The sequence below is a fragment of the Nitrobacter sp. genome, from assembly GCF_051535215.1.
Lineage (GTDB): Bacteria > Pseudomonadota > Alphaproteobacteria > Rhizobiales > Xanthobacteraceae > Nitrobacter.
The window spans coordinates 73,915-86,865 of record NZ_JBPPLY010000001.1; the positions used below are offsets into that span (position 1 = coordinate 73,915).

Here is a 12,951-nt window from a genome sequence, read left to right on the forward strand (position 1 = left end):
TTTGACGCATTTTCTTCGCGCAAACAGGTATTCACTTCGCTGGAAAACGCTATAAGTGCCGGCAATCGACGAAGCCGGGGCGAATTAGGGCATACCGGCGCTCCCCTGTTTTGCTAAACTCGCCCACGAGTCAGGAGTCCAGTGTTATGGCAGTATCCGAAATCATGCTTGCGGCAAGGCTGAACGATCAGGCCGAGATCTTTAAAGCAGAGGGGCGCTACGCCGAAGCCGAACCGCTGTATAGACAAGCGTTGGCCATCTGCGCGAAGACGCGCGGGCTCGAGCATCCCTCTGTCGCGCTCGGGCTGACCGATCTGGCCGAACTCTACAGCCTCCAGGGCCGATATGCCGAGGCCGAGCCACTCTGCAAGCGGGCGTTGGCGACCTGGAGAAAGGCTCTCGGGCCCGATCACCCGGATCTCGTGCAGTCGCTGAACAGCCTGGCCTTCGTCTACAAGGCCCAGGGCCGCTATGCCGAGGCTGAGCCGCTCTATAAGCGCGCGGTCGTCATCTTCGAGAAATCGCTCGGCGCTCACCATCCCTCCGTCGCGTCGGCGCTGGACAATCTGGCCTCGGTTTACAAGGACGAGGCCCGCTACGACGAAGCCGAGTCGCTCTACAAGCAGGCCCTGGCGATCCGGGAGAAGGCGCTCCCTCCCGATCATCCCGATGTCGCGCAATCGAACAAAAATCTGGCCGATCTGGACAGCGCCCGGAAGGGGTAGCCCCGGAGTTCCTGGGGTCTTGTGATTTGACGCGTTTTCTTTCCGTCCCGCTGGAAACGCTATAGGACCGCCTGCCGGAAATCTTGTTTCGCGCGAAGCAGCCGTCGGACAGCACAATCCTCCCTCTGGCAGGATTGTTTTTCGACTTTCTCTCGCAGGTTCACGATCGTTGGCTCGGCGTGTGAGCTTGCCGCCCGCGCGGGCGCGCCCGGATGCGCATCGGCCCGTTTTTCTCAACGATCTCGAATGCGCCGGTCTTTCGGACAAGATTGCTGAGTTTTCCGAAGCCATAGCTACGGACATCGAAATCCGAGAACAATTTCGATATCTGCTGTCCCACAAGGCCGAGAGGCGCCCATCCATCCTCGCCTTCGATCTGTGAAAGAGCTTTGTTGAGGATAGGAATCGCGGCGCTTGGCGGCTTCAATGACGCCCGTTTCCCTGCCACGTCGGCGTTCGACGACAGGGGTTCGGGAACTAGATTTTCGGTGTAGATGAATCGGCGGCAAGCCTGCCGAAAGCTTTCGGGCGTTTTCTGCGCGCCGAATCCGTAGACCTCGGCGCCCTGCTCGCGCAAGCGAGACGCGAGGCGCGTGAAATCGCTATCGGACGACACGAGGCAGAAGCCGTCCAAGCGTTCACCATGCAACAAATCCATCGCGTCGATGACGAGCGCTATATCGGAGGCGTTCTTTCCTTTGGTATAAGAAAACTGCTGATAGGGGTCGATCGCATGCTTCTGGAGAAGCTCGGTCCACGATTTCAGATGTGAACCCGAAAAGTCGCCGTAGATGCGGCGGACGCTGGCTTCGCCGAATTTTGCGATCTCCTCGAACAGGCCGCCCGCGATTTGAGGCGATGTGTTGTCCGCGTCGATGAGGACTGCAAGGCGTGGCAATCGTGCTTCATTTTTCATCCGGCATCCTCGTCAACCCGCAATTCGCCGATGTTGCCGCGGTTTCGTTTGATATTGGTGAAAGATAGGCCGCCGTTGTGCACACAAGCAGGGACCGGAGTCAGCGAAATCTATAAAAAAGATCGAGACTTTTCAGTGCATTGGAAGTCTTTATTAGCCAACCGGTCTTCTCCCGCTCCGGGCGCCAGCCGCCGAGGTCCTTAAAAAGGGATCACCCCTCGTTTGTTAGCCATTTCAACGATATTTTTAGCCACCAACCGATTCGACCGAGGCCGAGACACATGACCATCCGCCTGCACCGTGGCGACCTGCCGGACCAGGACCTTGCGCGCTATACCGGTTCGGCGGCGATCGACACCGAGACGATGGGCCTCAATCCGCACCGCGACCGCCTCTGCGTGGTGCAGATGTCGCCGGGCGACGGCACCGCCGATGTGATCCAGATCGCGCAGGGCCAACATGACGCGCCGAACCTGAAAAAACTGCTGGGCGATCCGAACATCGTCAAGATCTTCCACTTCGCGCGCTTCGATCTCGCCGCGCTCTACAACGGGCTGAGCGTCATGCCCCAGCCGGTCTATTGCACCAAGATCGCCTCGCGGCTGACCCGCACCTATACCGACCGGCATGGCCTGAAGGATCTGGTGCGCGAGTTGCTCAATGTCGATCTGTCGAAGCAGCAGCAATCGAGCGATTGGGGATCGCAGACGCTGAGCGATGCGCAACTCGCCTATGCCGCCTCCGACGTGCTGCATCTGCATGCCCTGCGCGACAAGCTCGACGCCATGCTGGCGCGCGAGGATCGCACCGGGATGGCGCAGGCCTGTTTCGAATTCCTGCCGACGCGAGCCAGACTCGATCTCTGCGGATGGAGAGACGAGGACATTTTTGCCCACTCGTGAGCAGGCACGATTCTGGCGGCCGAGGACGGTCGGCCGGCCAGAACAGGCTGCGACATTAAAGATCCGCCCCGTTTCGGTCACACTCCTCGTTCTCGGTGGCGCCGGTTTTGCGGTGGCCCGTCACGGCAGATTGAGCACCGCGTTCCGTGTCGCGGAGACGGCGCAATCATGAGGCCGACGCGAGGTGCTACCTCTTGCGATGTCAGGCTGCGAAATCCCGCGGTTCGGGGTAAAATGGTCGGAGTGCGATCCAACTGCGTCGATCCGACTCAAACACTGTCTTTTGATTGAGCATGATCCTGTCCGAAAACCGGTTTTCACTTTTTGGGATCATGTTTTGAAACAGATGCCTGGAGCAGCGGTGTATCCGGTTCAGAAACCAACCTACCAAACCGGACTTCAGGCCGGGCTGGAAGCACGTTTCGCCCGCGCGGCGCGTCACAGCCGCATGGTGCGGGCGTTGCGCATCGCGGTGCCGGCCGTGGTCGGTCTTGTCATGACCGGGCTGATCGCGATCGCGGTCTTCAATCCCTTTCGTGCGCTCGCCAAGCTGCCGCTCGACACGGATAATCTCGTCGTCTCCGGCACCAAGATCACGATGGAGTCGCCGCACCTGTCGGGCTTCACGCCGGACAAGCGGCCCTACGAGATGCGCGCCACGACGGCGACTCAAGACATCACCGATCCCGATCATGTCGAGTTGCATACCTTGCGCGCGAAGGTGCTGATGGAAGACCGCACGACGGTGACGCTGGATTCCCGCACCGGCCTGTTCGATACGAAAACGCAGATACTCGATCTGCACAAGGATATCCTCATGCAGTCCTCGACGGGATATGAGGCGCGGCTGAACCATGCGCTGGTCGATATGGGCCGCGGCACGGTCACGTCGGACCAGCCTGTCGATGTCAAATTGCTGAACGGGACGCTGACCGCCGACACCATGAAGGTTTCAGAAAAGGGCGACGTGGTGCGATTCGAAAACAATGTCGTGATGCATCTGATCCTGGACAATCCTGCCGCGACCGCGGATGCCGCCGCCAAGGAGACGCCGCCGCCGCCATCCGCGGCGGAGCGCATGCACAGCCCCTCGCGCAAATCCGGCAACACGAAGTGATTCTGGCCATGCAAAGCCGTGTCGACCTCCGGCGGGCGTCCCGCCTCGCCTGCCTGTTGTGCAGCGGATTGATCGCCCTCGCCGTGACGGCCGCGGGTGAAGCGGCCGGGCAAAGCTCCGTGCAGGGCGTTCCCAATGCGATGCAGGGCTTTTCGCAAAACCGCGATCAGCCGATCCAAATCGAGGCCGCCGCACTGGAGATGCGCGACAAGAAAAAGGAGGCGACCTTCTCCGGAAACGTCAAGGTGGTGCAGGGCGACACCACGATGACGTCGAAGACGCTCGTGGTCTATTATGAAAGCGGCAACTCGGCCAATGGCAACGCCAAAGGCAACGCGCCGGCGAAGACGACGATGGCCGCGGCGACGCCAGGACCATCTGGGGCGTCCTCGATCAAGCGGCTCGAGGCGAGGGGCGACGTTGTGGTGACCCAGAAGGACCAGGTCGTAACCGGCGAGACCGCAGTGTTCGACACCAGGACCAACCTGATCACGATGCTGGGCAAAGTGGTCTTGACCCAGTGCAAGAACGTGTTGCGCGGCGACAAGCTGCTGGTCGACATGACCACCGGCGTATCGCGCGTCGAATCCAATAGCGGCAGGGTCCAGGGTCTGTTCATTCAGAATAACGAAAGCTGCGCGGGTTCCGGGCCGTCCATAACCCCCCTCTCCCCTAAAAAACCCAAGTAACATCATGGTGTTCGACTGACGGACGCGACCTCCGAGGTTGCATCCATGCGCGACGCTCTGTATCTGGTGCGCGCGGCTCACCGAAAAGCACGACTAATTTCGGCGGCTCGCTGGGCAAGTGCGATCTGCTCCTTCATGGTTGTGCGACGAATCAGGCACGCCGCGGGTGCGGGCGAACGACCGTGAGAGGCTGAGCAAGCGCCCATGGTGGACATCTTCAACGTGTTCCGCAAACGGCCGCAAAAACGCAGGCCACAAGCGTTCGCGCGAAACCAGCCGGGCATCACGGCGCTCGGCGACGACACCGTCGGCGACATGCTGACCAACCCGGTGCGCGATGCGCCGCCGGTTTCCCGCGGGGCTCCCCGCGACGTTCCTTCCGCCCCGCCTGCCCCCCGGTCCCGGCCGCCAGTTCGCTCCGCGCCGGATGCTCCCCGTCCGCGTGCCGCCTCCAGCGACAGCCGCTCCCCGCGCATGGCCCAGCGTCCCGGCTACCTCGCCGTTCACGGCGTGGAAAAAAGTTTCGGCTCGCGTCAGGTTGTGCGCGGCGTCAGCATCTATGTCCGTCGCGGCGAAGCGGTCGGATTGCTGGGTCCTAACGGCGCCGGCAAGACCACCGTGTTCTACATGATCACCGGTCTTATTCCTGCCGATCGCGGCACCATCGAACTGGACGGTCACGACGTGACGAAGCTGCCGATGTATCAGCGGGCGCGGCTCGGCATCGGTTACCTGCCGCAGGAAGCCTCGATCTTCCGGGGTCTCACGGTCGAGCAGAACATCCGTGCTGTGCTCGAGGTCGTCGAGCCCAGCAGGAAGAAGCGAGAGGCCGAACTCGACGCGCTGCTCGAGGAATTCAATATCAGCCGCCTGCGCAAGTCGCCGTCGATCGCGCTGTCGGGCGGCGAGCGGCGGCGCGTGGAAATCGCGCGCGCGCTGGCGACGCGCCCGAACTACATGCTGCTGGACGAGCCGTTCGCCGGCATCGATCCGATCGCGGTGGGCGACATTCAGGACCTGGTGCGCCACCTGACCAATCGTGGCATCGGCGTGCTCATCACCGACCACAACGTCCGCGAAACGCTCGGCCTCACCGACCGCGCCTATATCGTCTATGCCGGCGAAATCCTGACCGAGGGCACCCCCGACGCGATCGTCAACGATCCCGACGTGCGGCGCCTCTACCTCGGCGAGGAATTCCGGCTTTAGAGCGTTTTCGAGCCAAGTAAAAATCGTTCGCGTGAAGAAAACGCGTCGGATCATGGAATTCCGCTTCTGATTGCATCAGAAGCGGGAAGGCTCGAGCGCGCAGGCCGCCAGCCTGACCATACGTAAGCACGGCATTCTTCGGAACGACTTTTTTCGACATCGGCTGCCGGTTACTCGTCGTCATCATAATCGCGATAGAAGCCGGGACCCGGCGCGACATAGCGCGGACGATCGTCGCGGTATTCGCCGCCGTCAACCTCATCATCGTCATCATGCCAGCGTTCGACGTAACGTTGCGTGCGCGTGCGGTAGCAATTCCCGTCATCGTCGCAAACCATGCGCGTCGGAGCGACCGGCGCAAGCTGCGGCGGTTCGCCGGCGTAGGAGAAGTCGGCGGCGGACGCCCGAAACGCGACCAGCAGACTCGCAGCCGCAACAAGAAGGCTCATTCTGAACATGGGAAATTCCTTGTAGTGCCAAGAGACCGCGCCAAACCGAATCACCGCCCGGCTTTCAATTCCATCCGGAAGCGAACGGCTCTGCCGCAGCGGAGCCCGCCAAGCCTGCGGAAGCTGCCGCGCCTCGGTGGCCAAATTTGGAACCTGATCGGGCTTATCGGCGGCGCGATGACCGCCGTCTCGCCGCATTCTTCAGTCTTCCTCGCGGGCAAAATGGGGAGCGTAAAATGAAAATCATGAAAGTCGTCGCTGCGGTGGCCTTGGCGCTGCCGCTACTATCCTCGGCCGCGCTGGCGCAGGAGCGCGCCGGCGACGCCGCGCTGGGTGCGCTGTCGGGCGCAGTGGTGCTGGGGCCTGTCGGGGCGCTCGCCGGCGCGGTGGTCGGCTATACCGCAGGCCCCTCGATCGCGCATTCATGGGGAATGCGTCACTCGTCCAGACGACCTCACCAGCGATCCGCCAGACGGTCGCAGCAGCGACTGATGAGCGCGAACGATACCCGCCGCGCACCGCCTGCGCCGATGGCAAGGCCGAAAGCAGCGCCGGCAGCGGAGGTAGCGGCGACGCCGCGCGCCGCCGAACCGGCGATGCCGCCGGTGCAGGCCCTGGATTGAGAAGCGCGTTCTCGATTGTCAGGTTCTTGATTCTCAAGGCTTGGATTTGAGGGCTCGACTTGATCGGCGCGAATCACGACGGTAGCGCGGCGCCTGCCCGGCTTTGAGCAAGCCGTGCCCTCGACTTGATCCGGTATCGGTTCGTGAAGAAACGCGTCAAATTGGAATCATGACGCCCGCTTTTGATTTCGTCGGAAGCGGGAAACGCGCCCGCGATGCGAACGAACGTATTTTGGCGACTCGGGCTTCCGCCAAAGTCGCATTTCGTCGCCGTCAAGACGTGTACATCTGGCCGCAAAAAAGTTAAGCAAGAATCGGACCAATCTTTGGACCGTCTTGGCATGGCGCTGACGCAGAGACTCGAATTCCGGCAGTCCCAGTCGCTGGTGATGACGCCGCAGCTCATGCAGGCGATCAAGCTGCTGCAACTGTCCAATCTCGACCTTGCCGCATTCGTCGAGGGCGAACTGGAACGCAACCCGCTGCTGGAGCGAGCCGGTGAGGACGGCTCTGGTTCAGCGGCAACGGACCCCACGCCTTCCGAGGCGGCCGCCGGCCTTTCAGACAGCGAGGCCGCGGCATTCGGGGACGACGGCGCGGGCGACCGTCCGGGCGGCCGGGATTCCGAACCCGCGTCTGAGGAGTGGATGAACCGCGATCTGGGCAGCCGCACCGAGATCGAGCACACCTTCGACAACGGCCTCGAAAACGTCTTTCCGGAAGAGCCGTCCGAAGCCGCGGCGCGAACTGCGCAACATGTCGCTCCGACCACGTTCACCGAATGGGGCGGCGGCGCTTCCAGCGACGACAGCTACAATCTCGAAGCCTTCGTCGCCGCGGAGGTGACGCTCGCCGAGCATCTCGCCGAACAGCTCGCGGTCGCGATCACGGAGCCGGCGCAGCGCATGATCGGACGATATCTGATCGATCTCGTCGACGATGCCGGTTACCTGCCGCCTGACCTCGGCGAGGTCGGCGACAAGCTCGGCGCTGGTGCAGGCGACGTTGAAGCCGTGCTGGCAATGCTGCAGACCTTCGATCCGCCGGGGATCTGCGCCCGCGGTTTAAGCGAATGCCTTGCGATCCAGTTGCGCGAGAAAGACCGCTACGATCCCGCGATGCGGGCACTGATCGAGCATCTCGATGTGCTGGCGAAACGCGACTTCGCAGCCCTGCGCAGGATCTGCGGAGTCGACGATGAAGACCTCGCCGAGATGATCGGAGAAATTCGTCACCTTGATCCCAAGCCCGGATTGAAGTTCGGCGCCACCCGCGCGCAGACCGTGGTGCCTGACGTGTATGTGCGGCCGGGCCCGGACGGCGGCTGGCTCGTGGAACTCAACAGCGATACCCTGCCGCGCGTACTGGTCAACCAGAGCTACTATGCGGAACTGTCAAAGACGATCCGCAAGGACGGCGACAAGACCTATTTCACCGACTGCCTGCAAAACGCCACCTGGCTGGTCCGCGCGCTCGATCAGCGCGCCCGCACCATTCTCAAGGTGGCGACCGAGATCGTGCGCCAGCAGGACGGCTTTTTCACGCACGGCATCGCACATCTGAGGCCGCTCAATCTCAAGGTCGTGGCGGACGCGATCCAGATGCACGAGTCGACGGTGTCCCGCGTCACCGCCAACAAATACATGGCGACGAATCGCGGCATCTTCGAGTTGAAGTATTTCTTCACCGCCTCGATCGCCTCAGCCGACGGCGGCGACGCCCATTCGGCGGAGTCCGTTCGCCATCACATCAGGCGGCTGATCGACGCGGAGGATCCCGCGGCCGTCCTGTCCGACGACACCATTGTGGAACAATTACGCGAGGCCGGCATCGATATCGCCCGCCGTACCGTCGCGAAATATCGCGAGGCGCTGCGCATTCCGTCCTCGGTGCAGCGCCGCCGCGACAAACAGAACCTGCCCGGCAAGCCGGGGGTGGCGTCCGCTTCGCCGACCGACCGCTCCAGCGACGCCACACCGGCTTGATTGCGCGCCCGCCACGCCCGATAATCCATTCCTACTCATGATGGACGAGGCGTGCCATGACACTTCGAATCTCGGGCAAGAGCATCAATGTCGGCGAGGCGCTGCGCGGGCGCCTCAGCGGTCGCACCGACGAAGTTCTCCGAAAATATTTCGACGGAAAGTATTCGGGTCATATCACGCTAAGCAAGGACGGTTTCGGGTTCCGTACCGACTGCGCGCTGCATCTGGATTCCGGAGTGACGCTTGAAGCCGAATCCAACGCCTCGGATGCCTATCTGAGCGCCGACCAGGCGCTGCTCCAGATCGAGAAACGGTTGCGCCGCTACAAGAGCCGCCTCAAGGATCGCTCAGTCCGCAAGGCGCATGCCGCGGCGGAAGCGATCGCCGAGCTCGACGCGCCGAGCTACGTGATCGAGGCGCCCGCCGTCGACGGCGAGGACGAGGTTACCGCTTTCAATCCGGTCATCATCGCGGAAGCCACGACGTCGCTCAGGCGGCTCTCGGTCAGCGAGGCGGTGATGGAGCTCGATTTCACCGGCGTGCCCGTGCTGGTTTTCCAGCATGGCTCCAGCGGCCGCGTCAACGTGATCTATCGCAGGCCTGACGGCAATGTGGGCTGGATCGACCCGCCGGCGGTCAACGGCTCGGCGTGACCGGCCGCAATTGACGCCCGGGCCGCCGATCCCTATGGTCCGCGGCCCTTCGGGATCGGTTTCCATCGGGCAGGGACAAAAAGTTCAGGAATTGGCATCGGGCTCGCGTTAGACTATAAGGCCGGTCATCCGGCCGGAGGGCCGCGAACCATGTGCGTTTGCCCTGATGTGGGCTCACGCTGTTGATGCTTGTCTGACGTGTCTTTCGCAACCTGACGGCAAAACTCACCTCGGAACGTCATATGATGATTACCGACCTGGTCGCACCCGAGGCGATCATTCCTGCATTGAAAGTCAACAGCAAGAAACAGGCGCTGCAGGAACTGGCCGCGCGCGCTTCTGAATTGACGGGGCAGAACGACCGCGCCGTTTTCGAGGTCCTGCTGCGGCGTGAGAAGCTCGGAACCACGGCGGTCGGCTACGGCGTCGCGATTCCGCACGGCAAGCTGCAGAAACTCGACAAGATATTCGGCCTGTTCGCACGGCTCGAGCGTCCGATCGATTTCGAGGCGATGGACGGCCAGCCGGTCGATCTGATTTTCCTGCTGCTCGCGCCCGAGGGTGCCGGCGCGGATCATCTGAAGGCTTTGGCGCGAATCGCCCGCCTGCTGCGCGATCAGGACATCGCCAACAAGCTGCGCGCCTCGCGCGATGCAGAGGCGATCTATTCGGTGCTGGCGCTGCCGCCGGCGACCGTCCCCTGACCTGCTGCGAATCACGCCGGCCGGTGGTCCGCTTCCAGCATTCGCAGCCCTCCCCAGCGGGCGCTTGCGACTGCTGAAATGCGCGAACGCAAATGCGCTCCGTAAAACAACGATGATTTCCAGGCCGAATCGATCCAAAGTCATGACCGTGATCGATTCGTATTCTTGAAAGAAATGGAGGAAAGCCGCCGACCTCTCGGGCCGAGCACGTCCTCGTCTGGAGCTTCGCTTCTGATTCAACCAGAGGCGAAGATGTTCTAGAGAGATTCTTACTTCCGGCGGAACGGATCGAAGCCCTTTCCTCCCCTGGACGAGAGGGCGAATCTGGGGTCCGTTCGCTGGAACCGACATCAGAAATCATCGACAATCCATCCGGAGTCATGATGCCTTTTGCGATATCCATCCTGCTGGTCTGCGCCTTCGTTCTCGCGGTCACAACACCGGCCGGCGCGGCGGATCCGAGGCTTATTGCAAGCCTCGGCAAGCTTGATCCGCAAACACGACTGGAACAGGTCTGCGACGTCGCGGCAGTCGAACACATCGGCAAGAGCGGAAATCTTCCGAAACCGGATCGCGCCAAATCCAACGTCATTACCCCGCCACGGCATCACGGCGACACGATAGAAGCGAGCGGCGGCGCATTTCGCAGTGGCGGAAAATGGTACGCATTCTCGTACAAATGCAGAGCATCGCCCGATCATCTCAACGTGCTGTCGTTTACCTATCGCATCGGCGCGATGATCCCGAAATCGAAGTGGCAGGAATACGGGCTGTGGGATTGAGGGGCTCTCAAGTCCGCTTTGCCGGACAAGCATTGCCCAAGCAGGACAGAGCATTTTCCGGCTAAAAACCTTCCGTCATTCCCGAAGCCGCGCCAGCGGCTATCGGGAATCCAGGAGTCACAGATTTTCTCTTGTTGCTGGATTCCGGGTTTGTCGCTTCGCGACGCCCGGAATGACGAGAGGACAGGTTATTTACAGTCGTCAGCTAATCCTTCACCACCCGCACGGCGCCGAGCGCGGCGCTGGTGGCGTGCGCGGCGTAGGCCTTCAACGCCACCGTCACCCGGCGCTTGCGTGGCGCAGGCTTCCACGCCTTGTCGCCCTTGGCCTCCATCGCCGCGCGGCGGCGCTCGATCTCGGCATCATCGACTGCAAGATGAACCTTGCGGCCCGGAATATCGAACTCGATCGTATCGCCTTCCTCGACCAGGCCGATCGCGCCGCCCTCCGCCGCTTCCGGCGAAGCGTGGCCGACCGACAGGCCGGCGGTGCCGCCGGAGAAGCGGCCGTCGGTGATCAGCGCGCACTGCTTGCCGAGACCCTTCGATTTCAGATAGCTGGTCGGATACAGCATCTCCTGCATACCGGGGCCGCCGCGCGGGCCTTCGTAACGGATGACGACAACGTCGCCTGCCTTGATCCGGTTGCCAAGGATGGCGTCCACCGCGGCGTCCTGGCTTTCGAAGATGCGCGCGGGGCCTGAGAACTTCAGAATGCTGTCGTCGACGCCGGCGGTCTTCACGATGCAGCCGTCGCGCGCGATATTGCCATAGAGCACCGCAAGGCCGCCGTCCTTCGAGAAGGCGTGCTCTGCATCGCGGATGCAGCCCTTGGCGCGATCGGCGTCGAGTTCCTCGAATCGCCTGTCCTGGCTGAACGCGATCTCGGTGCGCACGCCACCGGGCGCGGCCAAATAGAAATTGCGGACGCTGTCGCTTTTCGTCCGCTTGATGTCCCAACGTTCCAGCGCGTCCCTCAGCGAGGCGCTGTGAACCGTCGGCAGGCTCGAGTCGATCAGGCCGGCGCGATCGAGTTCGCCGAGGATGCCCATGATGCCGCCGGCGCGATGCACGTCTTCCAGATGCACGTCAGCAACCGAGGGCGCGACCTTGCACAGCACCGGCACGCGGCGCGACAGCCGATCGATATCCTTCATCGTGAATGGCACTTCGCCTTCGTAAGCGGCTGCGAGCAGATGCAGCACCGTATTGGTGGAACCGCCCATCGAGATGTCGAGCGTCATCGCGTTCTCGAACGCCTTGAAGCTCGCGATCGCGCGCGGCAGCGCGCTCGCGTCGTCCTGCTCGTAATACCGCCGCGCCAGATCCACGATCAGGTGGCCAGCCTCGATGAACAGGCCCTTGCGGTCGGCATGCGTGGCGAGCACCGAGCCGTTGCCAGGCAATGCGAGGCCGAGCGCCTCGGTCAGGCAGTTCATCGAATTGGCAGTGAACATGCCCGAACACGAGCCGCAGGTCGGACACGCGGAGCGCTCGATCACTTCGACCTCGGCGTCGGTCACCTTGTCGTCTGCGGCGGCGATCATGGCGTCGATCAAATCGATCGACTTGACCTTGCCGTTGAGGTTGACCTTGCCGGATTCCATCGGACCGCCGGAGACGAACACCGATGGAATGTTGAGGCGCAGCGACGCCATCAGCATGCCGGGCGTGATCTTGTCGCAATTGGAGATGCAGACCATGGCGTCGGCGCAATGCGCGTTGACCATGTATTCGACGCTGTCGGCGATGATCTCCCGCGAAGGCAGGCTGTAGAGCATGCCGTCGTGACCCATCGCAATGCCGTCATCCACCGCGATGGTGTTGAACTCCTTGGCGACGCCGCCGGCCTTCTCGATCTCGCGCGCCACGAGCTGGCCGAGGTCCTTGAGATGGACGTGGCCGGGCACGAACTGCGTGAAGGAGTTGACCACCGCGATGATCGGCTTGCCGAAGTCCTCGTTCTTCATGCCGGTGGCGCGCCATAGTCCGCGGGCGCCGGCCATGTTGCGGCCGTGGGTAGAGGTTCGGGAGCGATAGGCAGGCATGGTTTTTTTCCGGACGTTCAACAGTTGGCGGGACCATACAGCCCCCCCGCCGGAGGCGGCAAACAGAAAAGCCGGAGGCGGCAAACAGAAAAGCGGCTGCACTCAACGCGCCGCCGCTTTCCGCTAACTCGTTACTCCGCGCCGGCTTGG

Annotated in this window: 13 protein-coding genes; 10 read left to right on the plus strand and 3 right to left on the minus strand. The window is 62.4% G+C overall.

The window, feature by feature from the left end; translation table 11 throughout:
- Positions 1-146 precede the first annotated feature (146 nt).
- Entirely contained in the window at positions 147-725 is a 579-nt protein-coding gene (locus ACS3WB_RS00340; protein ID WP_438273634.1) for a tetratricopeptide repeat protein, read from the plus strand.
- Positions 726-885: 160 nt separating this feature from the next.
- Here ACS3WB_RS00340 and ACS3WB_RS00345 read toward each other — a convergent pair whose 3' ends face one another.
- Positions 886-1,641: an NYN domain-containing protein gene (locus tag ACS3WB_RS00345; RefSeq protein ID WP_438273635.1), complete on the minus strand. Its 756-nt coding sequence runs from the start codon at positions 1,639-1,641 to the stop codon at positions 886-888.
- A 281-nt stretch (positions 1,642-1,922) separates the two neighbouring features.
- On the opposite strand from ACS3WB_RS00345, the gene ACS3WB_RS00350 reads away from it, so the two are divergent.
- The 4 genes from ACS3WB_RS00350 to lptB all read left to right on the plus strand — a co-directional run bounded on the left by ACS3WB_RS00350 (position 1,923) and on the right by lptB (position 5,558).
- On the plus strand, positions 1,923-2,543 hold the full coding sequence (locus ACS3WB_RS00350; protein WP_438273636.1) for a ribonuclease D: 621 nt from the start codon (positions 1,923-1,925) through the stop codon (positions 2,541-2,543).
- Between the two features lie 346 nt (positions 2,544-2,889).
- Entirely contained in the window at positions 2,890-3,660 is a 771-nt protein-coding gene (gene lptC / locus ACS3WB_RS00355) for an LPS export ABC transporter periplasmic protein LptC (protein WP_438273637.1), read from the plus strand.
- Between the two features lie 8 nt (positions 3,661-3,668).
- Positions 3,669-4,349 carry an LptA/OstA family protein gene (locus ACS3WB_RS00360; protein WP_438273638.1) on the plus strand — a complete coding sequence of 227 codons (681 nt, stop codon included), beginning with the start codon at positions 3,669-3,671 and terminating at the stop codon, positions 4,347-4,349.
- A 204-nt stretch (positions 4,350-4,553) separates the two neighbouring features.
- Positions 4,554-5,558: an LPS export ABC transporter ATP-binding protein gene (gene lptB / locus ACS3WB_RS00365; RefSeq protein WP_438273639.1), complete on the plus strand. Its 1,005-nt coding sequence runs from the start codon at positions 4,554-4,556 to the stop codon at positions 5,556-5,558.
- A gap of 170 nt (positions 5,559-5,728) precedes the next feature.
- Here lptB and ACS3WB_RS00370 read toward each other — a convergent pair whose 3' ends face one another.
- Positions 5,729-6,007 carry a hypothetical protein gene (locus tag ACS3WB_RS00370; RefSeq protein WP_438273640.1) on the minus strand — a complete coding sequence of 93 codons (279 nt, stop codon included), beginning with the start codon at positions 6,005-6,007 and terminating at the stop codon, positions 5,729-5,731.
- 245 nt (positions 6,008-6,252) lie between these two features.
- On the opposite strand from ACS3WB_RS00370, the gene ACS3WB_RS00375 reads away from it, so the two are divergent.
- The 5 genes from ACS3WB_RS00375 to ACS3WB_RS00395 all read left to right on the plus strand — a co-directional run bounded on the left by ACS3WB_RS00375 (position 6,253) and on the right by ACS3WB_RS00395 (position 10,754).
- Positions 6,253-6,630 (plus strand): DNA-directed RNA polymerase subunit N, encoded by a 378-nt coding sequence (locus tag ACS3WB_RS00375; RefSeq protein WP_438274010.1) that lies wholly within the window; start codon positions 6,253-6,255, stop codon positions 6,628-6,630.
- Between the two features lie 341 nt (positions 6,631-6,971).
- Positions 6,972-8,615 (plus strand): RNA polymerase factor sigma-54, encoded by a 1,644-nt coding sequence (rpoN, locus tag ACS3WB_RS00380; RefSeq protein WP_438273641.1) that lies wholly within the window; start codon positions 6,972-6,974, stop codon positions 8,613-8,615.
- Positions 8,616-8,671: 56 nt separating this feature from the next.
- On the plus strand, positions 8,672-9,268 hold the full coding sequence (gene hpf, locus ACS3WB_RS00385; RefSeq protein ID WP_438273642.1) for a ribosome hibernation-promoting factor, HPF/YfiA family: 597 nt from the start codon (positions 8,672-8,674) through the stop codon (positions 9,266-9,268).
- Between the two features lie 242 nt (positions 9,269-9,510).
- Complete coding sequence (gene ptsN, locus ACS3WB_RS00390; RefSeq protein ID WP_438273643.1) at positions 9,511-9,972, plus strand: PTS IIA-like nitrogen regulatory protein PtsN; 462 nt, start codon at positions 9,511-9,513, stop codon at positions 9,970-9,972.
- Positions 9,973-10,355: 383 nt separating this feature from the next.
- On the plus strand, positions 10,356-10,754 hold the full coding sequence (locus ACS3WB_RS00395) for a DUF930 domain-containing protein (protein ID WP_438273644.1): 399 nt from the start codon (positions 10,356-10,358) through the stop codon (positions 10,752-10,754).
- A 205-nt stretch (positions 10,755-10,959) separates the two neighbouring features.
- Here the strand turns inward: ACS3WB_RS00395 and ilvD are convergent, their stop codons facing one another.
- Positions 10,960-12,801, minus strand: coding sequence for a dihydroxy-acid dehydratase (gene ilvD, locus ACS3WB_RS00400; protein WP_438273645.1), 1,842 nt, complete (start codon positions 12,799-12,801; stop codon positions 10,960-10,962).
- Positions 12,802-12,951: the final 150 nt, after the last annotated feature.

Bases quoted from the DNA above. Each gene is read 5' to 3' on its own strand.
- ACS3WB_RS00340 (WP_438273634.1), top strand. From the start codon at position 147: ATGGCAGTATCCGAAATCATGCTTGCGGCAAGGCTGAACGATCAGGCC.
- ACS3WB_RS00345 (WP_438273635.1), bottom strand. From the start codon at position 1,641: ATGAAAAATGAAGCACGATTGCCACGCCTTGCAGTCCTCATCGACGCG.
- ACS3WB_RS00350 (WP_438273636.1), top strand. From the start codon at position 1,923: ATGACCATCCGCCTGCACCGTGGCGACCTGCCGGACCAGGACCTTGCG.
- lptC (WP_438273637.1), top strand. From the start codon at position 2,890: ATGCCTGGAGCAGCGGTGTATCCGGTTCAGAAACCAACCTACCAAACC.
- ACS3WB_RS00360 (WP_438273638.1), top strand. From the start codon at position 3,669: ATGCAAAGCCGTGTCGACCTCCGGCGGGCGTCCCGCCTCGCCTGCCTG.
- lptB (WP_438273639.1), top strand. From the start codon at position 4,554: ATGGTGGACATCTTCAACGTGTTCCGCAAACGGCCGCAAAAACGCAGG.
- ACS3WB_RS00370 (WP_438273640.1), bottom strand. From the start codon at position 6,007: ATGAGCCTTCTTGTTGCGGCTGCGAGTCTGCTGGTCGCGTTTCGGGCG.
- ACS3WB_RS00375 (WP_438274010.1), top strand. From the start codon at position 6,253: ATGAAAGTCGTCGCTGCGGTGGCCTTGGCGCTGCCGCTACTATCCTCG.
- rpoN (WP_438273641.1), top strand. From the start codon at position 6,972: ATGGCGCTGACGCAGAGACTCGAATTCCGGCAGTCCCAGTCGCTGGTG.
- hpf (WP_438273642.1), top strand. From the start codon at position 8,672: ATGACACTTCGAATCTCGGGCAAGAGCATCAATGTCGGCGAGGCGCTG.
- ptsN (WP_438273643.1), top strand. From the start codon at position 9,511: ATGATGATTACCGACCTGGTCGCACCCGAGGCGATCATTCCTGCATTG.
- ACS3WB_RS00395 (WP_438273644.1), top strand. From the start codon at position 10,356: ATGCCTTTTGCGATATCCATCCTGCTGGTCTGCGCCTTCGTTCTCGCG.
- ilvD (WP_438273645.1), bottom strand. From the start codon at position 12,801: ATGCCTGCCTATCGCTCCCGAACCTCTACCCACGGCCGCAACATGGCC.